This is a genomic window from Acinetobacter sp. YH12076 (assembly GCF_013419525.1).
Classification (GTDB): domain Bacteria; phylum Pseudomonadota; class Gammaproteobacteria; order Pseudomonadales; family Moraxellaceae; genus Acinetobacter; species Acinetobacter amyesii.
This window is the reverse complement of sequence record NZ_VOZY01000007.1, coordinates 162,222-188,167: the sequence shown is the minus strand read 5'-3', so window position 1 is coordinate 188,167 and position 25,946 is coordinate 162,222. Positions and strand designations below refer to the sequence as shown.

The window sequence follows — 25,946 nt, the reverse complement described above, 5'->3', positions numbered from 1 at the left end:
GATAAGACCAAATTTGCAATCCTGTAGCAAATCTTCACAATAATGCAATTATTAATAATAATGATTATCATTAACATAGTTTCACGCTGGCCAGTGTACTAAGCATTACTTGCACAGTTAAAGAAACATAATTACATGACAAAGCTTGGAAAAGCTTAAAAATAGAGGATATGGTCAGATGAAAGAGCTTGCAAATCGCTTGGCGATGCAGCATCTTGTCAATGCATACTCACAAGAAACCGGTAAAGCTATTTTACTGGAAAAGTATCAACAGAATTCATCACAATTGACGTTTAGCCAAGGCTTGACGTTGTTATGCATCCCTTTAGATTGCATTCAATCACAGTTATTTGTACCCCTATCTTATGTCAGCCTTGTTGGTAGACATCGTCTTGCAGATCTCCCACACGTCTTTAACAAGGGACAGAAACAGTCATTTAGTATCACCGCGATCGCGAGCTTATTACTTGAACAGCTCGTACAAGAGTCAGGTCATACACTGGATGCTTCATCATTATTGGAGCGTTGGATCGAAAGTCGTGAAGCGCTTACTCAATTTTTGACACTGCGCGAACATGATTTTGAGGCTTTGGTCCAAGCGGAACAAAGTTTCATTGAATCGGAACAAGCTTTAATTTTAGGGCACAGCATGCATCCTGCACCGAAAAGTCGGGTCGGTTTTGTGCATGAAGATTGGGAAAGGTATTCGCCAGAAGCCAAAGGTCTCAGCCAACTGCATTATTGGTTGGTGGCTCCAGAATATATTCAAGAAGGTTCAGCTTTAGATCAATCAGTATCAGCGCAATTGAAAAGCGAATTGCAATGGCATTTATCAGAAACAGATCAAGCACTACTGAATGCTTATTCGCATTATAAGTTATTGCCTTTGCATCCTTGGCAAGCACGTTATTTACAGTCAAAAGCATGGTTTAAAAGTTTAAAAACCAAATTAAAAATTATCGATTTTTGCGAGAAAGGTTGGGCATTTTCACCAACAACTTCGGTACGGACTATGACAAGTTTTGCAGCGCCGTGGATGTTAAAACCATCACTATCTGTAATGATCACCAATTCAATCCGAGTCAACCTTGCCAAAGAATGCCACCGTGGTGAAATGACCCATCGACTTTGGCATTCAAGTCTCGGTGAACGTATTTTACAACAATGCTCAACGCTCAAAGCGGTGAATGATCCTGCGTGGATGGCATTGAGCATAGATGATGAAATCGTCGAAGAAACTATTTGCATCTTCCGTGATCAGCCTTTCAGTGAAAAGCAGCAGGTGAGTTGTATTGCGTCATTGTGCCAAGAGCATCCTGCACAGCCGAAAAGCCGTTTTAATGCCTTATTTGAACAAATCGAAAAACAACAACCTGAACTTGATCAAAGCGCCATTGCGATCAATTGGTTTAAACAATTCTTAGCTATCAGTCTAAAACCATTAATGTATTTGTACCATCAATACGGAATGGCCTTTGAATCACATCAGCAAAATGTCTTACTTGAGCTTGAAAATGCAATGCCTAAATATCTATGGCTGCGTGACAATCAAGGCTTTTACTATATCGAAGAACTTGCAGGTGAGGTCTTAAGTGCATTTCCAGAGTTGCAAGAAAAAGCGCAAGCCGTGGGTTCCAAAGCCTTTGTCGATGAGCGCTTTAGCTATTATTTCTTTGGTAATACTTTATTCGGCATCATCAATGCAATTGGTGCAACTGGATATGTCACAGAGCAAGTGTTGATATCAATATTGCAAAATGGACTGTTGGACTTACATCGGGCATATCCAGAAAGTTCATTGATTCATTCATTACTTTATCAGCCGACCTTGCCGTATAAGGGCAATCTGTTGACACGCTTGTATGAGCTGGATGAATTGATTGCCCCAGTCGATCAGCAATCGGTTTATGTACAGTTGCCAAATCCTTTATGTGTGGAACAGAAGGATATGCAATATGCTTGATTTTATTGGGATAGGCTTAGGGCCATTTAACCTTAGTTTGGCGAGTTTGCTACATAAGCAAAATCATTTGCAGTATCAATTTTTTGAAAAGAAACCACAGTTCGACTGGCATGCGGGTATGCAATTGCCCAATACAGTACTGCAAGTGCCGTTTATGGCCGATCTGGTTTCCATGGTCGATCCAACCAGTCCTTTTAGTTTTTTAAATTACTTAAAGGCGCAGCAGCGTTTATACAAATTCTATTTTTTAGAACAAGCTCAGATTCCTAGACGTGAATATAACCATTATTGTCAATGGGTTGCAGACCAACTAGAGCATATTCAATATCAATCAACCGTAAAAGCCATTTATGCCCAAGAGCAAGGCTTTGAAGTCATGGTTGAGCAAGATGGACGTTTTAGACGTTATCAATGCCGAAATTTGGTCATTGGTTCGGGTAATGTTCCGCATTTACCACAGTGTCTAAAAGACATACAACAGCAATATCCGGAGCGCTGCTTACATTCTGCAAATTATTGCAATGCAGCGTTAAATCACTTGAAAGGGAATGTGGTTGTACTGGGATCAGGCCAGTCTTCGGCCGAAGTCTTTATGGATCTGTTTGATCGTCAATATTTGCAGGATCAAACCACAACAGCGCAGTTTAAATTGCATTGGCTGACACGCTCAAATGGGTTTTTCCCAATGGAATATGCACCACTTGGATTGGAGCATTTTAGTCCAGATTATACCGCGCACTTTTATCAACTGAGCCCTGAAAATAAAGCCGAACTATTGAAGCAACAAAGTTTGTTATATAAGGGCATCAGTGCAAAAACCATCCGTGATATTTACCAAAAACTATATCACCGGAGTATTGGTCAAAATATTCAACAGACGCATTTACATGCTCAGGTGGGTTTGGTCGATGCCGAGCCTCATGGTGCGGGTATCCGTTTGCAGTTTCAGCATAAAGTCACGGCAGAACAATTCTATCTAGATGCGGACTTTATCGTGGCTTCAACGGGATATCACAGTCCAGAGTGGCAATATCTCAAATATCTAAAACCACTGATTCAATGTGATGAATTCGGTCGCTGGAAAATTAGTCAGGACTACCGCGTACAGCATGACGCTGTCGGTGAAATTTTTGTTCAAAATCAGGAAATGCACAGCCACGGCGTAGGAACACCAGATTTAGGGCTGGGTGCTCACCGTGCAGCGGTCATTGCTAATCAATTATTGGGTTTTGACTTATACGATTTAGGCGATCAAGCACAAAGTTTCCAACATTTTTCACCCAGTGAAAATACTGAAATGCACAGTATGGGTATTGTGAAAAAATCAGCGCCAACCAATATCCAAAGACCAATATCCGTAAAAAAAACCATTGCCAACTATGCAATGAACCGCAATACGACCATGCCGAATAAGCAAGAACAGAATACGGTTAAACTCGAGAAATTATAATGACATTTGCAAAATTACAGATAAATCAAACGCAGTGGCGCCGTGCAGGGCAAAGACTGATTGAAATGGCAATTGCTGAGTTTTTATATGAAGAAATTATTCAGATTCAGCAAGTGGAAAATAACACTTGGCAACTCAAACTGGATGATAAAACGTATCAATTTGAAGCGACTCAGTTTCTGCTTGGGCATTGGCGTATTGTTGAAGGGAGCGTTCGAGAGTTAAGTGAATCGACAACAGAGCCCGCATGGAATCTGCATGAATTTATTCGTGCTTTTTCAAATCAAGCTGAGGTGAAGCCATTTACTAAGGCCTATTTGATTAAAGAGATGAACAATACATGGTTGGCTGAAGCACATGTTTTTGATGAACAGCGATTGCTAAGTCAGGCTGTGCTGTCAGCACCACACTATCAAATTGAAGGCATGTTACGTGGACACCCCTGGCTCATTATGAGTAAAGGCCGTATGGGTTTTGGCTATGATGATTATTTAAGCTCCGCACCAGAGATTTCTCCAACGGTCAAAGTTCTGTGGTTAGCTGTTCATCGTGATTTAGCTGAGTTTCGTTCGACCGAGGCTTGGGATGCGAAAAGCTTATATCGCCATGAATTGAATTCTGCGCAATTACACGATTTTCAACAGCAATTGGCGGACAAAGCCTTAGATGCTGCTGAGTATTTCTTTATTCCTGTACATGCATGGCAATGGCATCAGTGGTTAATCCCGACCTATGCCAATGAAATCGTCGATCAGCGCATTGTAGAGCTGGACATTGGACAAGACGACTATGTGCCAATGCAATCAATTCGTACTTTATGCAATACCAGTCATCCTGAACGTCATTATGTGAAGTTACCTGTCAGTATCTTTAATACGGCGGTCTATCGAGGTTTGCCTTCAAAACGAAATTTGGCTGCACCTGCGGTGACCGCTTGGCTGAAGGACATTCAACATCATGATGCAGACCTGCAAAAAACACAGGTGGCATTTTTGGGCGAAATTGCGAGTCTCACTTTACAACAGCCGTGTTTTGATCAGATAGACGGTGCGCCTTACCAATTTAAAGAATTGTTTGGTTGTTTATGGCGTGAAAGTGTCGAGCCATGTATTGGTGAACACCAGTTAGCACTTTCCCAAGCAGCATTGTTGCATCGAGACATAAATGGTCGGTCTATTTTATCCGTGTTGATTGAGGCTTCAGGTTTGACGCCTTTGCAATGGCTGAAGCGTTTTGCTGAAGTCTGCGTAACACCACTACTGATTTGCTTATACAAATATGGTTTAGCTTTTTCTCCGCACGGTGAAAACACCATGTTAATCCATGAAAATGGTTTACCGAAAAAAATGGTGCTGAAGGACTTTATTGATGATGTCAATTTAGTTGATGAAGATTTTCCTGAACTCGAAAATTTACCACCTGAAGGGCAAATTTTACTGCGCCATCCTGCTGAAGAACTTAGTCACTTTATCTTTACAGGTTTATTCATGGTGCATTACCGCTATATCTGTAATGTCTTCCTTGAAGATTATCCAGAGCATACAGAACTTGAATTTTGGCAGACCATCTCCAGCGTGATCGATGAATTTCATCAGGCGCATCCTGATTTGGCAGATCGTATTGAAAAATTCAGTATGTTCCGTCCACGTTTCGAGAACATTTGTCTGAACCGAGTACGACTGTTTACCACCAGTTATAACGACGAAGCAGAACGACCAGTACCTGTATTTTTAGATCCAATTGCAAACCCTGTAAGTCCAAACACTTTAAATCAGTGGGCGAAACAACTGCATATTGCTAAGCAGAAAATGACAACCAACCGTATTGCGTCATAAGCAGATTTTTGAGCTAAGAACAGAAAAGATTAAACAAACTTAAAGGACGAGATCATGACAACGTTATCACGACAACTACCTGATTTTTATGAATACTATGAGAATGAGACGCAATACTACTTACGACAAATGCAATATCCAGAAGATATGGCTTTGGTTCATAAATGGATGCATGAACCGCATGTGATTCCACAGTGGCAACTCAATAAGTCAGAAACTGAACTAAAAGTGTATTACGAAAAAATGCTGGCAGATGATCATCACCGAATTTTGATCGTAGGGGTAAACGGTAAAGATGTGGGCTACACAGAGATTTACGAGGGAAAACGGGATCGATTAGGTTTGTACTACGACGGTGACGAGCTAGATCTAGGTTGGCATTTGTTATTTGGTGAAAAGTCCGTTTTTGGTAAAGGCTATTTACGTCCCGTCATGCGTTTATTGAGTTTTTATATCTTTGAAAATGCCGCATCAGCCAAGATTGTGGGAGAGCCTGATCATAGTGTGAAGCCTTATGCCGTCGTAGTTGAAGACATGTGCTATGAAGCGCAGCGCCTAATCCCAATGCCTGAAAAGACTGCCATGTTGTATTACTGCTTTAGAGAAACTTTTTATGCAAAATTCGGTCATTACTTAAAAGACTCCAAGGCATTTCAGCATCAGCAACTAGCTAAGGCGGTGTCATGAGTTATCGCTGCACCCACATGCACATACTGGACATGCGCTTTTCAGCGCATGTTTCAGTGGAAGAGTTTGAACAATGGTTGACTCAAGTTGAGCGCTTTTTTCTGAAAAGTCAGCCCTTTGTTTTGGTTATGCAAACGGCTGAGGGAACAACTTTTCCTGAAGAATATCGGCAAATACAGGCCGTTTGGTACAAGAAGTTTAAACATCTCTTTTTTCAATATTGTTTGGGTCTGGTGCGTATTGCGCAAGATCCAGATGACTTCAAACGTTTAAACACACCCGCACTGCATGCAGCGTGGCGTGTGCCTTATTACGTTTCATTAGAACAGTCTGATGCGCTGCAATGGGCAGTGCAGAGGTGGATATGCAACAACACTCAAGAAAATTAAATCATGCAATTTCACCATCTCAAATTTCAGTCCTGAGTTTGAGCGTCGTGATCATTTTGTACTTAGCACATGCATTGCCTCTGTATTTTTACAATGTGGCTTTGCCTGCCATTTTACGACATCAAGGGGTAGATTTACGCTGGATCGGCATGTTATCGCTGCTTTATATTCCATGGGCATTCAAGTTTTTTTGGGCGCCTTGGATCGATCAGCTTTATGTCAAAAAACTCGGTAAACGTAAAACATGGTTGTTGTTTACGCAAATCGCATTGGTACTGGGGGTACTGGTTTTAGCCTTTACGCAGTTTTCTTATGGGCTGACTTTATTTGTCATTGTTGGTTTATGGATTTCAACGTTTGCGGCAACGCAAGATATTGCGATTGATGGTTATACGGTAGAGAAATTTACCGAAGGCAATTACCGTCTGGGCAGTATGGCACAAAGTATTGGGGTGGCCGTCGGTAGTATGCTCGGTGGCGCTGCGACTTTATGGATTTACCAATATTGGGGTTGGCAGTCAGCGCTCACAACTTTAGCGCTGCTGACATTTTTAACCATGTTTGCTGTGTTTTTTATTCAAGAAGAACCAGAAACTCAACTTGCCAAAGCCAAACCAAGCCTACGACAAGCGTTTAAACGACCTGAGATTCGTTGGGCCTTGCTGCTCATTGTTTGTTATCGCGTGGTGGAAGCACCCGCTATGGCAATGCTGAATCCCATGTTGATCGATCAAAAATGGTCACTGTCTCAGATCGGGGTGTTGATGTCTGTGGTCGGTGCCGGTGTCGGCCTGATTGCAGCTGTTAGTGCAGCTGTATTGCTGAAAAAAATCAAAGCGACGCAATTGTTGGTCTGGGCAGGATGGTTACGTACATTGCTATATGCCGTCATTGGGGCAGCCGTTGTATTGGGGTGGTTGAATCAATGGCATCTGCTTTTAGGTCTATTTGTCGTGCTGATGCTAGCCATTCGTTATATCGCCATGACATCACTTTATGCCTATTTCATGCAGACCAGTTCTAAAGAACAGGCGGGTACCGATTTCACCATATTAGTTTGCTTTGAATTGCTCGTTTACTTCATTGGCGGTGCATTTTCAGGCTTTCTCGCAAAATCATTAGGCTATGGACATTTTTACTTGGTATTGGCAATCGGCTCAGTAATCAGTGTCTTAGTTAGTCAGCGCATTGTTTTAAAAACACAAAATTTAAAAACTCAAACTCTTCCGACTCAATCGGAACTCTAAGAAATGGAAAAGAATATGAAACGTTTAGCTCTACCGATGCAACTGACTTGTCTCAGCTTAGCAATTTGCACTCAGCTTTATGCGCAAGACGTCACGACAGACACTGCACAAAATACAGCAGTTGAAACACAAACTACAGAAGCCACTAAAATGGCACCGATTGTTGTGACGGCAACCCGTTCTGCGAAAAGCATTGCCGATATTGCGGGTACGGTGTACAGCATTCCTAAAGAAGAAATTGAAAAACAAGCCAATGCAGGTAAAAGCACAGCTGATATTGTCGGTTTATTGGTGCCATCACTGACTCCATCAAGTGGTACAACGTCTAACTATGGGATGACCATGCGTGGACGTGTGGTGCAATACATGATCGATGGTGTGCCACAAACGGGATATCGTGATGGATCTCGACAACTGGCGAGTATTAGCCCGTCGATGATTGAACGAATTGAAGTGGTCTCTGGTGCAAGTAGTATTTATGGTTCAGGTGCGACAGGCGGTATTATCAATATCATCACTAAACGAGGTGGATCAGAGCCGCTGAGTTTTGAAACAAAAGTAGGAGTCACTTCTGGTAATAACTTTAAGTCCGATGCGCTGGCTTATGAAGCTGCGCAAACCATGAATTTTAATCAAGGCAATTTACGCGGAACTTTAGGTGCAAGCTATACCAAACGTGGCGAAATACAAGATAGCCATGGCAACCGTATTGGACCTGAAATTGCGCAAACAGACCGTCAAGATACCGACACTTTAGATCTAAATGGTCGTGTCAGTTGGAAAATTGCCGATGGTCAAACGCTGAGTTTTGGCGCGCAATATTATAATGATGAGCAAGATAGTGATTATGGACCTGACTATGGTCCAAATTTAAATGCGCTGCGCTCACAGCCCGTGGGTGGCAAGCTGCCGTTGTCATTAAATGCAGTAAAGGGCTTACTACTTGCTGAACAACCACAAACTGAACGTTATAGCGTCAACGCACAATATGAAAATCAAGATATTTTAGGCCACCGTCTAAACGCTGAAACCTATTATCGAAATGAAAAAGCACGGTGGTTCCCATCTGCACGTCAAATGGCACCTGAACTCTTCTTGGTGTATCAGTCAGAAACCGATATCGATGTTTTAGGCGCGCGTGTTGCTCTACAAAAAGATCTTAACTTAAATGGTCGTGAACTGGGTTTAACCTATGGTGTGGACTATGAAAATGAAAAAGATCAACAAAATATCCAAATGTATGACAGCGCAACGTTTATTCAAAGTAATGGTTTGAGTTATCAGCCGTTTAACTACTATGCCTTTGGCCCAGATGTTGAAACAGAAAAACTTGGGGTATTTGCCCAAGCGCAATATGAATTAACCGACCAACTTGGCTTACAAGCAGGCATTCGCCATGAACGTGTAGAAAGCGATGTCGATTCATCTGTGCCTTATATGGAAGCCATTACTGCAGATTTAACCCCAGGTTATGTGGCGAAAACACTGAATGGCGGCAAAGTAAAACATGATGCAACGCTGTTTAATGTTGGCGCGGTGTATCACTTAACAGATGCACAGCAAGTGTTTGCCAATTTCTCACAAGGTTCAAACTTGCCCGATGTGCAACGTATGCTGCGTGATGTGCCTGCAAATTCTGTGATTAATAGCCAAACCATTGACCCGATTAAAGTCAATAACTATGAACTCGGTTGGCGTGTACAAAATGCCGGTGGTTTAAATGCAGGAGTGACAGCTTTTTATAATGACTCAGATAAAAGCCTGAAATTTGGTGCGCCGAATTACACCATTGATGTTATTGATACCGATGAACGTATCTATGGTGTCGAAGCCAATGCCAGTTATGAAGTTCAACCAAATTGGACAGTTGGGGGCACAGTTGCATATACCACGGGCCAATTTAAAAATACCCAAGGTGACTGGCAAGAATTGGATGCTATTCGTGTAGCACCTTTAAAAGGTACAGCATTTTCAGAATGGCAGTTTGATAATGACATGAGCCTACGTGTACAAGCTTTAGCGATTGGCGGTACAGACAAAGCCCAAAAAGACGCTGTGAAATTTGGATCTGCTCCAGCAGCGGCAATTAAAGGCTTTGCAACGATGGACGTGATTGCCAATGCAAAAGTAGGACCGGGTAATGTGGGCTTTGGTGTCTACAACGTATGGAATACGGATTATAAGTCGGTATACAGCCAGTCGGTTGAAACTGTCTATGGCCCAATTTCTAGCCTAGCAGCTCAAGGTCGTACCTACGGTTTAAGTTATACGGTGAAATACTAATTTAAATCCTGAATCAGGGTTAAAGCACGGTATCGTGACTTACAAAATAGAGGTGGCTTAAGTCACCTCTATTGTTTATAACGTAGCCATTAAAAATGGATAACAAAAATAATGGATCGAAATAACAAACTGTTTATTGCTGCCAGTCTTGCCAATGGTGCAAGTTTCTCGATGATATTGCCGCTGTTGGCGCCATTGGTTCGAGAGTTAAAGCTTTCTGAACTGCAAGGCGGAGCAATGGTTTCCGTCGGTGCGCTGCTGATGGCCATCGGTGCGATTTACATTTCAAAAAATCAATCCAAGTTTTCGATTTATCAACTGTTGAGTATCGGTTTTGTGGGCATGGCTGTGACATGGGGGCTATTTACTGCAGTGTTGATGTATGGCCTTTCTGTTCAGATAGGGATGTTGTTGCTGTTTAGTTTACTAATGCTTTCACGTGCAGCCACTGGGGTATTTATGGCGATGCCACAGATTGCCTTGCAAACTTATGTGATGACCCGTTTTAGCAATGAGCAGCAGCGTTCACAAGCGATGTCAAAATTCGGTGCATTAAATAGTGCAGGCGTGATCATTGGGCCATTTCTAACAACTTTGCTGTTGGGCTTCGGTGGAATCATGACGCCGCTTTGGGCTGCAATCATTATTTTAGCGTTGATTTCTGCGGTCTTGGTGTTCAGCTTTGACCGACATACCGAACAGCATATCGTTGAAAAGCCAGTGACAGCTAAGGATGAGATACAATCTACGGATTTGAGCATTCAGCAATGCTATCCATGGTTAATGTTGGGATTCAGTCTCTATCTTGCCATCGTGACCGTAAATTTAACGGCCGGGTTTTATATACAAGACCGCTTTAATATGACTGCTGCAGAAGGCGCAGTGCATTTTGCAGAGTGTTCTCTCGTCGTGGGTATCGCTTTGGTAGTGATGCAAACGCTGATTTCTAAATATTTAAATTGGAGTGTATATCGCTTACTTTGGGGTGGGCTGTTTAGCATGGCAGCAGCCTTGCTGATTTCGGTTTTCACCATTGAATTACGGATATTTCAAGCCACGTACCTGTTATATGGTATATCGGTTGCATGTTTAATCCCTGCATTTACAACGGGTGCAGCGCAAACGGCGCCCAGTGCGTTACAGACTAAGGTGGCAAGTTGGTGTACAGCCACTCAGGCCTTGAGCTTTGTTGTCGGGCCACTGATTAGCACGGGTTTATACCAGTGGCACAAAGAATTTCCGTATTATTTTTTATTTTTAGTGATGCTTGGTTTAATCGTATTCTTTTTATTTCAAACCAAAACTCAAACCGTGAAGCGAGTGACTGAATGAAATAAGCAGAGAGTTCTATACATACTTCGATAGGCTAGTGTGACGACAAGACAATCCTGACAACAGTGGGTTTTAATTACATGATGTTACTTGATTGGTGATTGATCTTACAAAATAGATGTTTAAAGCAAGCACTTTGATTAAAAAATAATCACAATTGTTTCATTAATTCTCAAAGTACTGAATCAATAGTTTTCTCCGTTATTCTTTTCACATAAAAAATAACGGAGGTTAAATGCTTAAATTTAATAATGATTTGGTTTTGGGCGCCATTTTTGATATGGATGGAACAATGTTTGATACTGAACGTTTACGGTTTCAAACATTGAAACAGGCATCTCTTGAATTGACCGGTGTTGAGTTTTCCGAATCTTATCTGATGAATTGTTTGGGGCTAAGTGCACAAAGCGCGCATCGATTGGCCCAAGCCGAATATGATGAAAACATTCCATACGCAGATATTCGCAAACGCGCAGATGAATTAGAGCTGGAGCATGTTCGTCAGTTTGGTGTACCGATCAAAAAAGGCTTGGTTCAAGTATTAGAACGCTTACGCAAGTCAGGACTGAGGATGGCCGTGGCAACATCGAGTCGCCGTGCAATCGCAGAAGAATATCTCATCAATGCCAATGTGTATAAGTTCTTTGATGTCTTAGTCTGTGGCGATGAAGTTGAAAATGGTAAGCCACATCCTGAAATATTTATGCGTGCTGCCGCAAAGCTGAATTTAAATCCTGCTGATTGTTTGATGTTTGAAGACTCGGAAAATGGTGTGACTTCGGCCTTTGACGCTGGCGGTATTACCGTACTGTTTAAAGATATTAAATCGCCCAATCAAAACATGCTGTCCAAAGCCAAATATTATTATGAATGTATGTATGACTGTTTGACGGAACTTGACCCGTTCACTGCGCATTTAGAGATGCCGCATGTGCAAGAGGCTTTTCCACAAACCCTTAATCAGCTCACTGTTGGTATTCATGGTTTTGGGGCGATTGGTGGTGGTTATTTAGCACAAATTTTGTCGCATTGGGATGGTTATACTCGCCCGAAAAAAATCTATGCTTCGACACGTAACCCTTTATATCGCTCTGCGGTCAATGCATTTGGTACCTATTGTATTCGCTATGGTCAATTGTCTTATGACGAACGCATTGAAAACATGGCAGTCATTGATGCTGAAAATATTCAGCAGATGCAAGAGATGTACACAGAGTCAAGTTTGGTTGCCATCTGTTTGCCTGAAAAAGCGATTGCGGAAGAAGCCAATACCATTGCACAAGGCCTGTATGCACGACATATTGCACATGATGAGAAAGCCATCGAACCCCTAACGATGCTCATTATTTTGAACAAAGTCGGGGCAAAACATTTATTAATGACACATTTAAAACAGGCTTTAACTGAGCTTGCAGGGGCGGTCGTTGCTGAGAAAATCATACAACAACACTATTTTTGCGACACCGTGGTCAACCGCATGGTATCAAAGTTAAGTGACCAAAACTTATATCGTCAGCTCCGTATAAAATATAATATTTTCAAACAATTTCAATTAGATGAAGTTGAAGTGGATGCTCAATTAGACTTAGAAGATGCGACGAAATTAAATCCTGATCAGGAACGTCAAGCCACTTTATATGTTGAGGATATGCGCCGAAATTTCCACCCAAGTCATATATTGCAAAGCATGGATTTAATTTTATTTAACGCAGAATCTGACATGCCGATCTATGTAGAAAATAACAGTCCTTTGTTAGAAAAAATGCGTCAAATGATTTTGGTCGATCATATTGAAGATATTCAGCTAATCAAAAATCGCTTATGGAATGGCGTACATGCCATGTTGGCTTGGCAATCTGCACTGTTCAATCATCAAACCATAGGTGTGGCACTTGCAGATCATCGTGTTGATCAATTTATGCATGAACTCATTGACGAGGTGCAGGCTGGTTTAGCACGATGCTTACCTAATCGTGCTTTTGATTTAACACGACTGGCAGAAAGCTTTATAAACTCTTGTGAACATGCGTATAAAGATCCGTGTGCGCGTGTGGCACGAGATCCTTTACGTAAACTTGCAATTAATGAACGAGTGTTGGGCTCGTTGGCGACCAATGTGAAATATGGACTTGAGACAACACATCTACAACAAGGGATTGTCTATGGTTTGATGTATGCCGTGAGTGTAAATCAATGTACGATGGATCAGGCTATCAACTTTATCCAGTTGCAATTTTCAGAACTGAAAAAGACCAACGAGCTTGAACAACTGGAACGTATTGAACAGATTGAGGCCAATGTAATGATACAGTTGCAGCATTTTTCTGATCAGTCCACAGAGCAGTTTACATCTTGGAAAAACCATGCTGTAACGCAAGATCAGAAAGATACTGCGAAATTTGCCTAAAATATAATGCTTATCTGTGCGCAATATATATTGAATCAAAATGCTGAGTATGACTCGGCATTTTTTTCTTACAAAGATGCTTTAGATGAATGAATTTCAGCTTTAAATGAATATTACTAAATCAAAATTGGGCAAAGTCTGTTTTGATTCATGCTTTAATAAAGCAGATTGAATTTAAAGTGATTTATCTGTGTTTTTAAAACCCTCAATGCAAGTCGTACCGACGCTCAATCAGGATTATCCCGATTGGCATCAAGGTCGTCAGCACTATGCTTTGTGGTATATAGAAATACAGGATCCTGAATTATTGGCGTATCTCACAGCACTTCGAGCGCAGTTTTCAGATCTTTTATACACACCGAATACGCGCCAATTTCATATCACTGTGTTTATTTGTGGCTTTTTTGAAGAGTTAAATAAAACCCAATTAATCGATCATGTTGAACAACGATGGAATGATAATTTCTCAGCAGATGAATTGGCACTGCACCAACAACAACTTCGACAGTTATCACTATCTAATATTCGGTTACGTACAGGTCAGATCAATAGCTTTCAAAGCGCGTTGTTTATTGAAATTGTGGATGTAGAGCGTAAGTTAGAGCATTTACGTCAAGCTTTGAATTTAAGTTCGAATGAAATTGCACCAATCGAATATTGTCCGCATATCACATTGGGCTTGTATAAACAGGCATGGTATAGCGATGATATTTTTGAAAGAATCCAACAAATTGAACAGCACAGCTTTGATTTTGAAAGTGAGCAGCTGACTTTTGGTCATTATCAGGCTCAAGTACAACAAGGGGCATTAAGTCCTTATTATCAACATCAGTTCAGACAAAATATAGAGATGACACAGTCATGATTCATTTTATTTTGGGTGGGGCACGTTCAGGTAAGAGCCGACTTGCAGAACAAAAAGCCAAAGAAAGTGCTCAAGCCGTCATCTATGTGGCTACAGCACAAGCATATGATGGGGAAATGCAGGAGCGAATTCAGCATCATCAAGCCGACCGTCCTGAGCATTGGGGCCTGATTGAAGAACCTTTGTATTTAGCCGACCGCTTATTTGAAATAGACCAAGCGCATCAAACCATTCTTATCGATTGTTTAACGCTGTGGATGAGTAATTTATTGCTGCATGAACAAGCAGACTTTCAACAGCATCAATGCCAAAAATTACTTACGGTGCTGCCAACATTAAAGTCAGACATTATTTTAGTCAGTAACGAAACTGGACTAGGCGTTGTTCCCATGGGACAAATCAGTCGAAAATTCGTCGATGAATCTGGGCGCTTACATCAACAAATTGGTCAAATCGCTGACCATGTGGTGTTTTGTGTTGCAGGTTTTCCAATGATCTTAAAAGGAGATAAAGCATGAACTGGTGGCAAGAACCCTGTCAAAATCCGAGTATCGAAGCTAAGCAACGGGCGGTAAATCACCAGTTACAGTTAACTAAACCTACGGGCTCACTTTCAGAACTTGAAAATGTTGCGGTGCAACTTGCATCATTACAAAACACAGATCAACCCAATATCGATTTCCCATGGATTACCATCTTTGCAGGTGATCATGGTGTGATGGAAGAAAATATTTCGGCCTACCCACAAGCTGTCACACGCCAAATGCTACAAAACTTCACGACCGGTGGTGCATGTATTAGTGTCATTGCACGTGAGTATCAAGCCAAACTACAAGTGATTGACTGTGGTTCGGTAGGTGAAGCTTATGAATATGCAGGGGTAGAGCGCTACTGTATTGCAGCGGGTACAGCAAATTTTGCTAAAACTGTTGCGATGAGCGAATCACAATGTATTGAAGCGATGAATCTTGGCCGTAAAAGTGTTGAAGATGCTATCGCTGCAGGTGCGTCAATTTATGTCGCAGGGGAAATGGGCATTGGCAATACCTGTTCTGCTTCTGCTGTTGCATGTTTTTTATTTAATGAGCCGGCCGAAAAATTGACAGGTGTTGGTACAGGTATTCGTGCTGAACAATTGGCACATAAGAAACACGTGATTGATCAGGCCTTGGCTTTACATCACGACTATGTCGGCCAAGATGTCTTTAAAGCCCTATGTGCTGTTGGTGGCTTAGAAATTGCCGCGATGGTTGGAGCATACATTCGCTGTGCGCAATTGGGGCTAGCAATGGTCGTGGATGGATTTATTAGTACGGTTTCTGCCTTGGTCGCTGTTCGTTTAAATCCTTCTGTACGTGAATGGATGCTTTTTGGTCATCAATCGGCTGAATATGGGCACCAGCGTTTACTTCAAGCCCTTGAAGCTGAACCACTCTTAAAGTTGAATTTACGTTTAGGTGAAGGCAGCGGTGCCGGTGCGGCATTGGGTTTAATTCGTTTGGCATGTCGTTTACATAACAACATGGCGACTTTTGCACAAGCTGCTGTGATTGGTGAAAAAGTTTAAATGGAACATTTCCGTTTAGATATATTGCGTCATGGTGAGACTGAACTAAGCCATACCTTACGTGGCTCTACAGATGATGCTTTGACGCAAAAAGGTTGGCAGCAGATGCAGCAGACCATAGATGATGTATTGAACGTCATACATACACACGGTTTAGCGAGCTGGGATGTCATCATTACTTCTGACTTACAGCGCTGCCGTTTATTTGCTTTAGATTTGTCTCAACAACTCAAATGTCCAATGTTTGAAAATGCGAAGTTTCAAGAAATGCATTTTGGCGACTGGGAAGCGGTATCAACCAAGCATATCTATGAAAACACTCCAGAGTTACTCGCACAGTTTTGGCAAAGTCCCAGCACATTTACGCCACCGAATGCAGAAAGTCTTCAGCAATTTCAACATCGGATATTAAGCGGTCTAGATGAGCTAGTCTTGCAGGCTCAACAGCATCATTGGCAACGCGTTTTATTGGTTTCCCATGGTGGTGTGATTAAATTATTAAAATGTATGGCACAGCAAAGTCACTTAGATGATTTATTAAAAATGACTGCTGAATTGGGACAATTAAATTCATTCATTGTGCAAAATCGTGCAAATATTCGTCTTTTGGAGCAAAGTGAATGACACCTTTTTGGATTGCTCTACAGTTTCTCACGACTTTCCCTATTCAACTTAAAGCGATGCCATCGAAACAGCAAAATGGACAGTCTTTATTGTTTTATCCAGCGGTGGGATTGCTGATCGGTGGCATTCTTGCCTTGCTTGCTTTTATATTTCACAGCCTGCCGATCGTCTTACTCACTAGTATTTTGCTTGTAGTCTGGATTTGGCTCACAGGTGGATTACATCTAGATGGTTTAGCTGATACGGCAGATGCGTGGGTCGGTGGCTTTGGTGATGCCGAGCGTACACTTAACATCATGAAAGACCCTGCATGTGGGCCGATCGGTGTTTTGAGCCTCGTCGTGATTTGCTTACTCAAATGGTCGGCACTTTATGTTTTGCTACAACAGCAAATGTATTTGGCATTGATTGTATTTCCAATGTTGGGTCGTTTAGCCCCTTTATTTTTGTTTTTAACAACTCAGTATGTCCGTGAAAAAGGCTTAGGCTCATCGATAGCAGAAACTATTCGACGCAAGTCGGCATACATGGTCTTTATACTCTGCCTAAGTGCATGTTTGTATTTTAGCTGGCTTGGAGTGGTCAGTATTCTTACATTTATTTGTACTTTATTGTATTTACGATGGAAATTTATTCAGCGTATAGGTGGTGTGACAGGAGATACAATTGGTGCCGCGATTGAAATCACAGAAGTATCGAGTCTTTTAGCGTTTGTCATAGCAATACATTATTTAGCTGTATAGTTTTACAGATGAAACAGTTTAAATCATCATTTTAAAAGCCCAGAGACTGCACTGGGCTTTTTATTTTATCCCAACAGATAAATGACTAAATGAATAAGCGATGGCCCAAGCAATACCATAAATACTCCAGCAAGTACCATGCTCAAGCAGGCTGCAACACCTTCTTCTTTATGACGTGATAATGCTTTACTTGTACCAAATCCGTGTGCAGCATTGCCAAGAGCCGCACCTTGTGCAAAGCGTGAATGCAATTTAAGCCCAGCCAAAACTAGGTCAGCCATAGCCACGCCGGCAATCCCAGTAATCATGGTAAATAGAATCACCAATTCTACTGAACCTCCAATATTCGAGGTAAGTTCCATGGCAAAGGGCGTAGAAATGGAACGTGCCATTAAGCTATAAGACGTTTCTTGGTCAAACTGAAACAACTGTGCCAAATAAAAAGCACTAATAATCCCTGCTAACATACCAATCACGATGCCCAAACTAATGCTCAGCGCATGCTGACGGATAATTTGTCGATATTCATAGATGGGAATAGCAAAGGCCACAGTGGCAGGGCCGAGCATCCATACAATCCATTGGCTTTCTTGCATATAGGTGTCATATGAAATATGAAAGCAAAGCATGAGTATAATCAGCACAAACGGGACGAATAGTGCAGGGGAAAGAACCATATACGGTAACTTACGATGTAGCTTTTTCGCCAAAATATAACCGATTAGGGTCAGGACGAAAAACAATACAGAGATGCTGTTCAACCCAAAATCGTTCATAAGGTTTTTCCTGCTGTGTTGACATCATGATCTGTCGCAGTTTGGTGTTTCGCTTTAAGTTTTGCCTCGAGTTTAAAGCCCCAATAAACCGTAAATGCTGTAAACACCATGACACAGACGGTACCCAGTACCACGGCTAAAATTAACTGCCAGCCAGAGCTGAGTAATAAATCTTGATATTTAATTAATCCAACTACACAGGGGATAAAGAATAGAACCAGTTCAGCCAAAATAAAATCTGAGCCTTGTTTGACCCACTGCATTTTAAATAAACCACTCAACAATGCAGCTAATAGCAGCAATAAACCAATCACGCCAGCAGAGATCGGCAAGTTAAACCATGATTGAATGCAAGAGCCGATCCACCAGATCAATATCAATAAACTTAGCTGCGCTAAAGTTTTAAGAAACTGGGTAAATTTGGAAGTAGATTGTGGAAACGTATCCATGAGACAACAGCAGAATAGGAGATGACGCTATTTTAAAAGTGCATACCCTGTATAATTATGAATAATTAATTATTAATTATGCTTAAATGGAATAATAATGGACATTAAAAGCCTAAAAGTCTTTGTGACCATCGTGCAAAAACAGAGTTTCAGTCATGCAGCAGAAGCGCTTTTTGTCACTCAGCCGACCATTAGCAAATTAATTCGTCAGTTAGAAGACGAGATCGGCGTGCCTTTATTTCATAAAGGAGAAGCAGGTCGAAAAAGGGAAGCACAGCTCACCTATATGGGAGAGCAGATTTATCAGCATGCTTTAGTGATTTTGAATGAACAACAACGGATGCTTGATACTGTCACCCAAGTTCGCGCCTTAAAACAAGGTAAATTGACTCTAGGTTTACCGCCATTGGCATCGGTGATGTTTAGTCAGTTAATCGCGCTGTTTCATAAAAAATACCCCAATATTGAACTGAGCTTTTTTGAGGTAGGGGCGACGGGTATTGAAAATGCCATTTTAAAAAAACAGGTCGATGTCGGGATCATTTTGGGTCACTTGAAACCGGTGTTGAGCGGTATTCCAGTGATGGAGTCACCTTTGTGTCTATTGTCCAAAAAAAACTCACAGTGGCGTAAGCGAAAAACCGTTTCGTTAATTGAATTAAAAGAAGAATCTTTTTTATTGTATGACGATACTTTCACACTCAATGACATCATTATACAGGCGGCAAATTACGTCGGATTTGAGCCCAATGTAGTGTGTAAAAGTAGCCAGTGGGACTTCATCGCCAAAATGGTAGATTCAAATGTCGGGATTGCACTCCTGCCTAAAATTTATTGTGAACAACTTGATGCGGCAAAATACCATATGGCTGAATTAGAAAATCCAAACCTAGACTGGAAACTCAGTATGGCCTGGAATACCACTGTTGCCATGAGTCCCGCAACGCGTGCATGGCTAGAAATAATTGAGGACAATAAAGACAAAATACATTTTTAGTTCATTTACAGATCAATCCGATGAAATAAATGATTGGAAATGAAGGTCGATTTATGATTTGTATATCAAAGATTATTGAAAAGGATTTTGCAAAATCAACAGGCATGAATTAAATTGGGTGTTGGTCGTTATTTTTGATGGTTCATAAAATGAAATGGGATGATATAGGTCAACAACCGTGTTCAATCGCTCGTGCACTTTCAGTGCTAGGGGATCGTTGGACCATGTTGATTATCCGTAATGCATTTATGGGCATTCGACGTTTTGATGACTTTCAACAAAATCTCGGTGTGACGCGTCATGTGTTATCTGACCGATTAAAGCGTTTGGTTGAAGAAGGTATTTTAACCAAAGTTGCTTATGTCGAGCGTCAGGAACGGTTTGAATATCGACTGACGCAAAAAGGCTTAGACTTGTATCCCATCCTTCTAGCTATGACCCATTGGGCTGATCAATATATGGATCAGGGCTTAGGATCACCTGTTGAATATGTGCATCAGGCATGTGGGCAAAAATTTAAACCGGTTTTGGTGTGCTCATGTTGTGCTGAACCGATCCAAGCCAAACAGGTCAAACCGATATTTACCCAAGCCTATTACATCGCTCTCAACCAATTAAAACCTGCCTAAGCTGTTTTATGGCTTTCTTCAAGATGTTAATTTGCATCTGTTTAGCCAAAATAGCCTAAGCGGTATTTAGATTGCTTTAAAATTACAAACAATTTGCAGGCTTAGGGATTCCCGCTAAACGACTTAAATGCCGAGCGACCAAACCCGTGTTAAATTTGTCTTGTAACACCGCATTATTAATATCAGCGCTCACCGTTTTCATTAAAAATTTAATGAGTGGGCGAGTTGCCGGTGAGTGACCAAACTGTTGATAAAACTGTCGTACAGCTTGTAAAACTTCAAAATGCCAAGGGCTTAACTCAAGCTCTAAACTTTTAGCCAGTTCTTGGGCAACAGCTTCATTCCAAATAGTGTAATCCACCAAATGGCCATCTTGGTCTAATTCAAGATTCATATTCATTCCAAAAGAGAAGATTGTAGAAATGGATCGCTTTTACTCAAATTATTTGAGTGAAATACATCTTTTAAATCTCAGGCATAGATCAGCAAAAGCGGCATAGTCGATTACTTTCATATGACTATAATTCATAATTTTACCTAAAATCTCAGCATCATTTTCAAGTACATAACATGTGCCAAATTGCTGAATTTGTTCATCTGCAATATGTAAGACTGCTTCACCCATCAAGATGATCACATCTTCAGGGTTGATTAAACTGGCTAACTGCTGGATGTGCTGTAGGGTATTGGCATAGCTGGCTTGGACTAAATACAGCGTAGAATTTGACATCATCATTCCTCTTTTACCAATACAGCACATGATCAAATTGTTGAATTAATTCAGTATTGAATTGAACAAACTCAAGTTCTTGTTCACTGTTGATTACAAATGGATGCTGTGAATTTTTTTGTTCAATATAAATCGGAGTGAGATCATAAAACTCAAAGCTATCAACCATGTTGGATGCGAGTTTAAACGCATGCTTGAGTTGACTAAACTCTTGTTCTGCTTGAAGTAAGCTTAGCGCAGCATCTTTGAGCAACACTTTTACGTCACAACCGAAGGTTGCAAGCACCATGGTCGCAGAAAGACTTTCATGTACTTGTAAGCTTGCAAGATTTGCATGGGTTAAAACAACCAGTACAGATTTCACGTAATTTTCCTTTTCAATGCTACAAATGCGCGGCAATAAAAATTTTTAGAATTGCAATAAACGGTCAGCAGTTTGTACGGCATCGGCAAGTTCGCCTAGGCCCACAAGTTCAAATTGCTCAGCTAGATTATGTTGCTGAATATTGTGACGCTGTGCATTTTCCTGATCTGTGATCCCACGTGCGAGAGCTGCACTTACGCAAACAGGTAAACGAATGCCGAGTTTTTGCCATTCACTACTGAGTTTGCGTTGATCATCTGGCACCCATTGCAGGGCATTTGCGACATTTACAGCATCTTGATAGAAAAAAACCCGAAAGTTTTCGCCTTTCTGTTTCAGCGCTTGGGCAAGACCCAAAGCATGCCAAGCCAATATCGAAGTGGGTGAGGAGGTAATTAGTAATAGAGTACTCATCGAAATTCACTAAATGAATAAACGGTCTAGATCGACAGTTTGTTCTGAGTTCAGAAGAAAAAGCTAGTATACAATGATTTACTCAATGATCTGAACATTTGCAAAGTTTTGCTTATTTAGGCAGCACTGCCATTGCAAATTTTTCTTCAAATAGAACGATTGGTATAACTTCTGGCTTATTTGGGATTCAGCCTCGAGCCATCACTTTTTCATAAATAAACTGTGCGGTTACATACTGAATAATCTTTATATGAATAAAACGCAATTTTTGATTTTACAGAGTGTTATGATCTTTTCATTTTTTAAACCATCTCATGAATATAGAGAAATTTAATTTAAGTTTATTTAATTCAATCAATGCTTCGGACAATGCTTTAGATTTCACTATTTCTTTTGCCATATTTATAGCCAATGATCTATTTTATATCGTGATTCTTTTGATGTTTTTGGCTTGGTTTAAAGGCAGTTTTGACACCAAAAAACAAATCGTTAAAGCCACTGTTTTTACAATTGTCGCATTTCTAATCAGCCAAGTGATTTCAAGTTTCTTTTACTATCCTAGACCATTTGTCTTGGATGTTGGACGCACGATTATAGAACATTCACCGAATGGATCATTCCCGAGTGATCACATGCTGTTTTTTAGTACGATTGCATTTTCTTATATTTTTTCAAAGCAAAAAGCTGTCGGCTATGTATTTCTAGCTTTCGCTTTTCTTGTGGCGTGGTCGAGAGTCTATTTAGGTGTGCATTATCCAATGGATATGGCGGGAGCGCTGATCATTGCGGTTTTGCTGAATTTTGTTGGACTGTCTTTATGGCGAAAATATGGGTCTTATTTGGTGAGCATGATCTTAAAAGTTTACGAGTTCCTATTCTCAGCCATGATTAAAAAAGGCTATATCCGCTAAATTAAGTTCCTTAGATATTTGCGATTTCAAAAGTTTGCTGCTGCTATAGTTACATTGCCAATATCTTGCCAGATGAATATTTATGATGATTCATCTGGCGTTCACATCCTGCTTCTCGACCTCAAAAATAGTCAGACTGCTCAATTCTATTTGCTCATTCGATCAAGATCATTTCTAATATTTTGTTGCTGTCTAACATGCTTCGCAATGTAACTATTATTAAATATCTTCTTCAAAAACCCTTCAACTCAAATGCCACGAAAACTTGTGATGTCTTCAAAATTGATAGCTAGCTAGGTCATTTGTCGTAAATCAAATACAGTTAATATCCATAACTGCAACACAGTCAAAATTCTAAAGCAGTAAGATAAAACTAGAATGCTCTTGCAGATTATTCGGCTCATGAAAAATGCTGAGGCGAAGTTTCAAAATTTAGATCTGTAGATAAGTTGGTGACGACACCAAGATGATGCCAAAGATTTGTAAAAGCTTGATAACTATAAGGAGTATCTAAACAATGATTTTAGTGACTGGTGGTTTAGGCTTTATAGGCTCACATATAGCCTTGAGTTTAATGGCTCAAGGTCAAGAAGTCATTATTGTGGATAATTTATCCAATGCAAATTTACAAACACTTGAACGACTAGAATTTATTTCAGGCATGTATGTGCCTTTTGTCAAACTCGATATTCGCAATACTCCCGCACTCAATAAAGTATTTGAACAATATACCGTCGATGCTGTTATTCATACGGCAGGCTTTAAGTCATTGGAAGAATCCGTCCTTAAACCACTTGAATATTATAATGATAATGTCAGTTGTATCATGAGTTTGCTGCGTGCCATGCAGCGAACAGGTGTACGAACACTGATCCATTTATCAAGTTTAGCGGTATATGGTCAGTCGTCGGCAGAATTAACAGAAGACACAGAAATCAATTTTACCTATCCAAATCCCTATGTGAAATCTCAACAAATGGTGGAAGAAATTATACGGGATACCGCACGTACTGATAATGAGTGGAAAATTGCGATTTTGCGTTTAGGAAACGTCGCAGGTGCTTTCGAACATGCAGTTTTAGGTGAGTTTGTTGCGCCATTGCCAAAAAATATCGTGCCGCTTGCGATGCAAGTCGGGGCTTTACAACGAGACTTTATTGAACTTCGCAAACAAGCTAAAACTGAAGATGGTACTGTGGAACGGAGTTTCTTGCATGTACTCGACTGCTGTAAGGCGGTGTGGCAATGTTTGCAATGGTTGTCGCAGCAGCAATTCGCCTGTGAGGCCTTTAATATTTCAGGTGAATTGGTTTCGATACAGCAACTGTTGGATACGCTTTCAGAAGTGACACAGGCCGAGATTAAGACGGTCGAATCTAGTTTTTACCCAAGCCATGAATATGACCAGCTTGGGGCAAGTACACAGAAAGCGAAAAGTACTTTTGGTTGGCAGCCTGAACAAGATTTAAAGAAAATGCTAGAAGATGAATGGCGTTTCTATCAACAAACATTAAGAGGTAATTAACTCGTCTTGTATTGGGTGAATTTAATCATTGTGCATGATTTTCTTTATAAAATCACGATAAAGATTATCAAATAAACCACTTATAATTGATAATGATTATTATTTACAAGTCTAGGCAAGTTACCTAAACTGTATTTATCAGCAGAGTTTAATTCTGCATAGACGTTCAAGTTTTATAGATAAGGATATGAGGTCATTTATGCAAACACGTATTGAACATGACACAATGGGCGATGTTGAAGTACCTAGCGATGCGATGTGGGGTGCACAAACACAGCGTAGTTTGCAAAACTTTAAAATTGGTGGTGAACGTTTACCACGTCCAATGATTCGTGCAATGGGTCTCGTTAAAAAATCAGCAGCGATTACTAACGCAGCATTGGGTCAAATCCCTCAGGAACTTTCTGGTTATATCGTCAATGCAGCCGAAGAAGTGATCTCAGGGCAGTGGGATGCACAATTTCCACTGGTAGTTTGGCAAACGGGTTCAGGTACGCAAAGTAACATGAACTGTAATGAGGTAATTGCCAATATTGCCAATCAAAAACTGGGTAATCCGTTGGGCTCACAAAAACCTGTCCATCCAAATGATCATGTCAATCGTGCTCAATCGACCAACGATTCTTTCCCAACTGCAATCCATGTGGCTGCAAGTCTACAAATCAATGAGCTTTTAATTCCCGCAGTAACAAAACTGCGTAATACCTTAGAAGCTAAATCTAACGATTTTAAAGATATTGTTAAAATTGGCCGTACACATTTACAGGATGCAACGCCTTTAACATTAGGCCAAGAGTTTAGCGGCTATGTTTCACAGCTCGATCATGGTTTGAAGCGTTTAAATCAAGCTTTAGAAGGACTGTATGAATTACCACTAGGCGGAACAGCGGTCGGCACAGGTCTGAATGCACATCCTGAATATGCTGTAAAAGCAGCAGCAGAACTTGCGAAACAAACGGGTCTGCCATTTGTCACTGCACCCAACAAATTTGAAGCACTTGCAGGACGTGATGCTGCTGTATTTGCATCGGGGGCGTTAAAAACACTTGCTGTAAGTTTAAATAAAATCGCCAATGACGTGCGCTGGTTAGCCAGTGGCCCACGCTGTGGTTTTGGTGAGCTACGCATTCCAGAAAATGAACCAGGTTCAAGCATCATGCCAGGTAAGGTTAATCCAACTCAAAGTGAAGCTATGACGATGGTGGTTGCTCAAGTACTTGGAAATGACACAACCATTAATGTTGCTGGGGCATCGGGTAACTTTGAATTAAACGTGTTTATGCCGGTTATTGCCTTTAACTTATTGCAATCTATTCAACTCCTCGGTGATGCATGTAATAGCTTTAATGACCACTGTGCAGTAGGCATTGAGCCAAACCGTGAAAAAATCGATCATTTCTTACATGATTCATTAATGTTAGTTACGGCACTCAATCCTGTAATTGGTTATGAAAATGCTGCGAAAGTTGCTAAAACTGCATATAAAGAAGGTAAAACTCTAAAGCAAGTTGCGGTAGAACTCGGTTTAGTCACTGCAGAGCAATTTGATGAAGTGGTTCGTCCTGAGCAAATGGTTTCACCCAATACCAAATAAATAGTTTTGAGATCATTCATCTAGAGTGTTTGAAAATAAAAAGAGGGGCTGATTCATATTCAGCCTCTCTTTTTATTGGATAAATGATTGAATTATTTTTCAACTAGTTATTGCTTAACACAGATTCTTTGGATTCATATTCATCTTGAAATGTATGTATAGAAA

The 25,946-nt window shown here is 40.7% G+C and carries 25 protein-coding genes; 19 read left to right on the top strand and 6 right to left on the bottom strand.

The features are described 5' to 3' along the window. The first annotated feature begins 178 nt into the window (after positions 1 to 178). The 14 genes from FTU22_RS09050 to FTU22_RS08985 all read left to right on the top strand — a co-directional run bounded on the left by FTU22_RS09050 (position 179) and on the right by FTU22_RS08985 (position 17,392). The gene (locus FTU22_RS09050; protein ID WP_180094074.1) at positions 179 to 1,963 is read left to right on the top strand and encodes an IucA/IucC family siderophore biosynthesis protein; all 1,785 of its coding nucleotides are present in this window, start codon (positions 179 to 181) and stop codon (positions 1,961 to 1,963) included. Continuing rightward, on the top strand, positions 1,956 to 3,413 hold the full coding sequence (locus FTU22_RS09045; protein ID WP_180094072.1) for a lysine N(6)-hydroxylase/L-ornithine N(5)-oxygenase family protein: 1,458 nt from the start codon (positions 1,956 to 1,958) through the stop codon (positions 3,411 to 3,413). The genes FTU22_RS09050 and FTU22_RS09045 overlap by 8 nt, the downstream gene beginning before the upstream one ends. Further along, positions 3,413 to 5,248: an IucA/IucC family siderophore biosynthesis protein gene (locus FTU22_RS09040; RefSeq protein ID WP_180094070.1), complete on the top strand. Its 1,836-nt coding sequence runs from the start codon at positions 3,413 to 3,415 to the stop codon at positions 5,246 to 5,248. The genes FTU22_RS09045 and FTU22_RS09040 overlap by 1 nt, the downstream gene beginning before the upstream one ends. 54 nt (positions 5,249 to 5,302) lie before the next feature. Next, a complete protein-coding gene (locus tag FTU22_RS09035) occupies positions 5,303 to 5,935 on the top strand; it encodes a GNAT family N-acetyltransferase (protein WP_180023596.1) in 633 nt (210 codons plus the stop codon). After that, positions 5,932 to 6,324, top strand: a complete 393-nt coding sequence (locus tag FTU22_RS09030) for a hypothetical protein (RefSeq protein ID WP_078190999.1) — start codon at positions 5,932 to 5,934, stop codon at positions 6,322 to 6,324. Before FTU22_RS09035 ends, FTU22_RS09030 begins: the two co-directional genes overlap by 4 nt. Then, the gene (locus FTU22_RS09025; RefSeq protein ID WP_257225908.1) at positions 6,300 to 7,571 is read left to right on the top strand and encodes an MFS transporter; all 1,272 of its coding nucleotides are present in this window, start codon (positions 6,300 to 6,302) and stop codon (positions 7,569 to 7,571) included. Before FTU22_RS09030 ends, FTU22_RS09025 begins: the two co-directional genes overlap by 25 nt. A gap of 15 nt (positions 7,572 to 7,586) precedes the next feature. Continuing rightward, positions 7,587 to 9,854: a TonB-dependent receptor gene (locus FTU22_RS09020; protein ID WP_180094066.1), complete on the top strand. Its 2,268-nt coding sequence runs from the start codon at positions 7,587 to 7,589 to the stop codon at positions 9,852 to 9,854. 111 nt (positions 9,855 to 9,965) lie between these two features. Then, positions 9,966 to 11,186, top strand: coding sequence for an MFS transporter (locus FTU22_RS09015; protein WP_180094064.1), 1,221 nt, complete (start codon positions 9,966 to 9,968; stop codon positions 11,184 to 11,186). A gap of 235 nt (positions 11,187 to 11,421) precedes the next feature. Next, positions 11,422 to 13,593, top strand: a complete 2,172-nt coding sequence (mtlD, locus tag FTU22_RS09010; protein ID WP_180094062.1) for a bifunctional mannitol-1-phosphate dehydrogenase/phosphatase — start codon at positions 11,422 to 11,424, stop codon at positions 13,591 to 13,593. 190 nt (positions 13,594 to 13,783) lie between these two features. Beyond that, a complete protein-coding gene (locus FTU22_RS09005; RefSeq protein ID WP_180094060.1) occupies positions 13,784 to 14,458 on the top strand; it encodes a 2'-5' RNA ligase family protein in 675 nt (224 codons plus the stop codon). Beyond that, positions 14,455 to 14,976, top strand: coding sequence for a bifunctional adenosylcobinamide kinase/adenosylcobinamide-phosphate guanylyltransferase (cobU, locus tag FTU22_RS09000; RefSeq protein WP_180094058.1), 522 nt, complete (start codon positions 14,455 to 14,457; stop codon positions 14,974 to 14,976). Before FTU22_RS09005 ends, cobU begins: the two co-directional genes overlap by 4 nt. Beyond that, a complete protein-coding gene (gene cobT, locus FTU22_RS08995) occupies positions 14,973 to 16,025 on the top strand; it encodes a nicotinate-nucleotide--dimethylbenzimidazole phosphoribosyltransferase (RefSeq protein WP_180094056.1) in 1,053 nt (350 codons plus the stop codon). Before cobU ends, cobT begins: the two co-directional genes overlap by 4 nt. Next, positions 16,026 to 16,649, top strand: a complete 624-nt coding sequence (locus FTU22_RS08990) for a histidine phosphatase family protein (protein WP_180078904.1) — start codon at positions 16,026 to 16,028, stop codon at positions 16,647 to 16,649. It begins immediately after the preceding gene. Beyond that, on the top strand, positions 16,646 to 17,392 hold the full coding sequence (locus tag FTU22_RS08985) for an adenosylcobinamide-GDP ribazoletransferase (RefSeq protein WP_180094054.1): 747 nt from the start codon (positions 16,646 to 16,648) through the stop codon (positions 17,390 to 17,392). Before FTU22_RS08990 ends, FTU22_RS08985 begins: the two co-directional genes overlap by 4 nt. A gap of 65 nt (positions 17,393 to 17,457) precedes the next feature. Here the strand turns inward: FTU22_RS08985 and FTU22_RS08980 are convergent, their stop codons facing one another. After that, positions 17,458 to 18,168 carry an LrgB family protein gene (locus FTU22_RS08980; RefSeq protein WP_180026276.1) on the bottom strand — a complete coding sequence of 237 codons (711 nt, stop codon included), beginning with the start codon at positions 18,166 to 18,168 and terminating at the stop codon, positions 17,458 to 17,460. Beyond that, positions 18,165 to 18,617, bottom strand: a complete 453-nt coding sequence (locus FTU22_RS08975) for a CidA/LrgA family protein (RefSeq protein WP_111884333.1) — start codon at positions 18,615 to 18,617, stop codon at positions 18,165 to 18,167. The genes FTU22_RS08980 and FTU22_RS08975 overlap by 4 nt, the downstream gene beginning before the upstream one ends. A gap of 97 nt (positions 18,618 to 18,714) precedes the next feature. Here FTU22_RS08975 and FTU22_RS08970 point away from each other — a divergent pair, with 97 nt between their 5' ends. Further along, positions 18,715 to 19,614, top strand: a complete 900-nt coding sequence (locus tag FTU22_RS08970; RefSeq protein WP_078193835.1) for a LysR family transcriptional regulator — start codon at positions 18,715 to 18,717, stop codon at positions 19,612 to 19,614. Positions 19,615 to 19,763: 149 nt separating this feature from the next. Further along, a complete protein-coding gene (locus FTU22_RS08965) occupies positions 19,764 to 20,243 on the top strand; it encodes a helix-turn-helix domain-containing protein (protein WP_078191046.1) in 480 nt (159 codons plus the stop codon). An 82-nt stretch (positions 20,244 to 20,325) separates the two neighbouring features. On the opposite strand, the gene FTU22_RS08960 is transcribed toward FTU22_RS08965, so the two are convergent. Genes FTU22_RS08960 through tusD form a run of 4 tightly spaced genes read right to left on the bottom strand, consistent with a single transcriptional unit; the run spans position 20,326 to position 21,751 of the window. Next, complete coding sequence (locus tag FTU22_RS08960) at positions 20,326 to 20,637, bottom strand: TusE/DsrC/DsvC family sulfur relay protein (RefSeq protein WP_111884335.1); 312 nt, start codon at positions 20,635 to 20,637, stop codon at positions 20,326 to 20,328. 48 nt (positions 20,638 to 20,685) lie between these two features. Next, positions 20,686 to 20,973, bottom strand: a complete 288-nt coding sequence (locus FTU22_RS08955; RefSeq protein WP_180011417.1) for a DsrH/TusB family sulfur metabolism protein — start codon at positions 20,971 to 20,973, stop codon at positions 20,686 to 20,688. Positions 20,974 to 20,986: 13 nt separating this feature from the next. Then, the gene (locus FTU22_RS08950; RefSeq protein WP_078193833.1) at positions 20,987 to 21,337 is read right to left on the bottom strand and encodes a hypothetical protein; all 351 of its coding nucleotides are present in this window, start codon (positions 21,335 to 21,337) and stop codon (positions 20,987 to 20,989) included. 45 nt (positions 21,338 to 21,382) lie between these two features. Beyond that, on the bottom strand, positions 21,383 to 21,751 hold the full coding sequence (gene tusD, locus FTU22_RS08945; RefSeq protein ID WP_180078898.1) for a sulfurtransferase complex subunit TusD: 369 nt from the start codon (positions 21,749 to 21,751) through the stop codon (positions 21,383 to 21,385). 314 nt (positions 21,752 to 22,065) lie between these two features. Between tusD and FTU22_RS08940 the strand changes: the two genes are divergently transcribed. From FTU22_RS08940 to fumC, 3 genes are all read left to right on the top strand, one after another. After that, positions 22,066 to 22,662: a phosphatase PAP2 family protein gene (locus FTU22_RS08940; RefSeq protein WP_078193832.1), complete on the top strand. Its 597-nt coding sequence runs from the start codon at positions 22,066 to 22,068 to the stop codon at positions 22,660 to 22,662. 517 nt (positions 22,663 to 23,179) lie between these two features. Next, positions 23,180 to 24,187 (top strand): SDR family NAD(P)-dependent oxidoreductase, encoded by a 1,008-nt coding sequence (locus FTU22_RS08935; RefSeq protein WP_180094052.1) that lies wholly within the window; start codon positions 23,180 to 23,182, stop codon positions 24,185 to 24,187. 199 nt (positions 24,188 to 24,386) lie between these two features. After that, complete coding sequence (fumC, locus tag FTU22_RS08930) at positions 24,387 to 25,781, top strand: class II fumarate hydratase (RefSeq protein ID WP_078193830.1); 1,395 nt, start codon at positions 24,387 to 24,389, stop codon at positions 25,779 to 25,781. Positions 25,782 to 25,946 lie beyond the last annotated feature (165 nt).

Coding starts and splice junctions, on each gene's coding strand:
- mtlD (WP_180094062.1), top strand. CDS start 11,422: ATGCTTAAATTTAATAATGATTTGGTTTTGGGCGCCATTTTTGATATG.
- FTU22_RS09020 (WP_180094066.1), top strand. CDS start 7,587: ATGAAACGTTTAGCTCTACCGATGCAACTGACTTGTCTCAGCTTAGCA.
- FTU22_RS09040 (WP_180094070.1), top strand. CDS start 3,413: ATGACATTTGCAAAATTACAGATAAATCAAACGCAGTGGCGCCGTGCA.
- FTU22_RS08990 (WP_180078904.1), top strand. CDS start 16,026: ATGGAACATTTCCGTTTAGATATATTGCGTCATGGTGAGACTGAACTA.
- cobU (WP_180094058.1), top strand. CDS start 14,455: ATGATTCATTTTATTTTGGGTGGGGCACGTTCAGGTAAGAGCCGACTT.
- FTU22_RS08940 (WP_078193832.1), top strand. CDS start 22,066: ATGAATATAGAGAAATTTAATTTAAGTTTATTTAATTCAATCAATGCT.
- FTU22_RS08980 (WP_180026276.1), bottom strand. CDS start 18,168: ATGAACGATTTTGGGTTGAACAGCATCTCTGTATTGTTTTTCGTCCTG.
- FTU22_RS09045 (WP_180094072.1), top strand. CDS start 1,956: ATGCTTGATTTTATTGGGATAGGCTTAGGGCCATTTAACCTTAGTTTG.
- FTU22_RS08985 (WP_180094054.1), top strand. CDS start 16,646: ATGACACCTTTTTGGATTGCTCTACAGTTTCTCACGACTTTCCCTATT.
- FTU22_RS09025 (WP_257225908.1), top strand. CDS start 6,300: ATGCAACAACACTCAAGAAAATTAAATCATGCAATTTCACCATCTCAA.
- FTU22_RS08955 (WP_180011417.1), bottom strand. CDS start 20,973: ATGTCAAATTCTACGCTGTATTTAGTCCAAGCCAGCTATGCCAATACC.
- cobT (WP_180094056.1), top strand. CDS start 14,973: ATGAACTGGTGGCAAGAACCCTGTCAAAATCCGAGTATCGAAGCTAAG.
- FTU22_RS09015 (WP_180094064.1), top strand. CDS start 9,966: ATGGATCGAAATAACAAACTGTTTATTGCTGCCAGTCTTGCCAATGGT.
- FTU22_RS09050 (WP_180094074.1), top strand. CDS start 179: ATGAAAGAGCTTGCAAATCGCTTGGCGATGCAGCATCTTGTCAATGCA.
- FTU22_RS08960 (WP_111884335.1), bottom strand. CDS start 20,637: ATGAATCTTGAATTAGACCAAGATGGCCATTTGGTGGATTACACTATT.
- fumC (WP_078193830.1), top strand. CDS start 24,387: ATGCAAACACGTATTGAACATGACACAATGGGCGATGTTGAAGTACCT.
- FTU22_RS08965 (WP_078191046.1), top strand. CDS start 19,764: ATGAAATGGGATGATATAGGTCAACAACCGTGTTCAATCGCTCGTGCA.
- FTU22_RS08935 (WP_180094052.1), top strand. CDS start 23,180: ATGATTTTAGTGACTGGTGGTTTAGGCTTTATAGGCTCACATATAGCC.
- tusD (WP_180078898.1), bottom strand. CDS start 21,751: ATGAGTACTCTATTACTAATTACCTCCTCACCCACTTCGATATTGGCT.
- FTU22_RS08970 (WP_078193835.1), top strand. CDS start 18,715: ATGGACATTAAAAGCCTAAAAGTCTTTGTGACCATCGTGCAAAAACAG.
- FTU22_RS09030 (WP_078190999.1), top strand. CDS start 5,932: ATGAGTTATCGCTGCACCCACATGCACATACTGGACATGCGCTTTTCA.
- FTU22_RS09035 (WP_180023596.1), top strand. CDS start 5,303: ATGACAACGTTATCACGACAACTACCTGATTTTTATGAATACTATGAG.
- FTU22_RS08975 (WP_111884333.1), bottom strand. CDS start 18,617: ATGGATACGTTTCCACAATCTACTTCCAAATTTACCCAGTTTCTTAAA.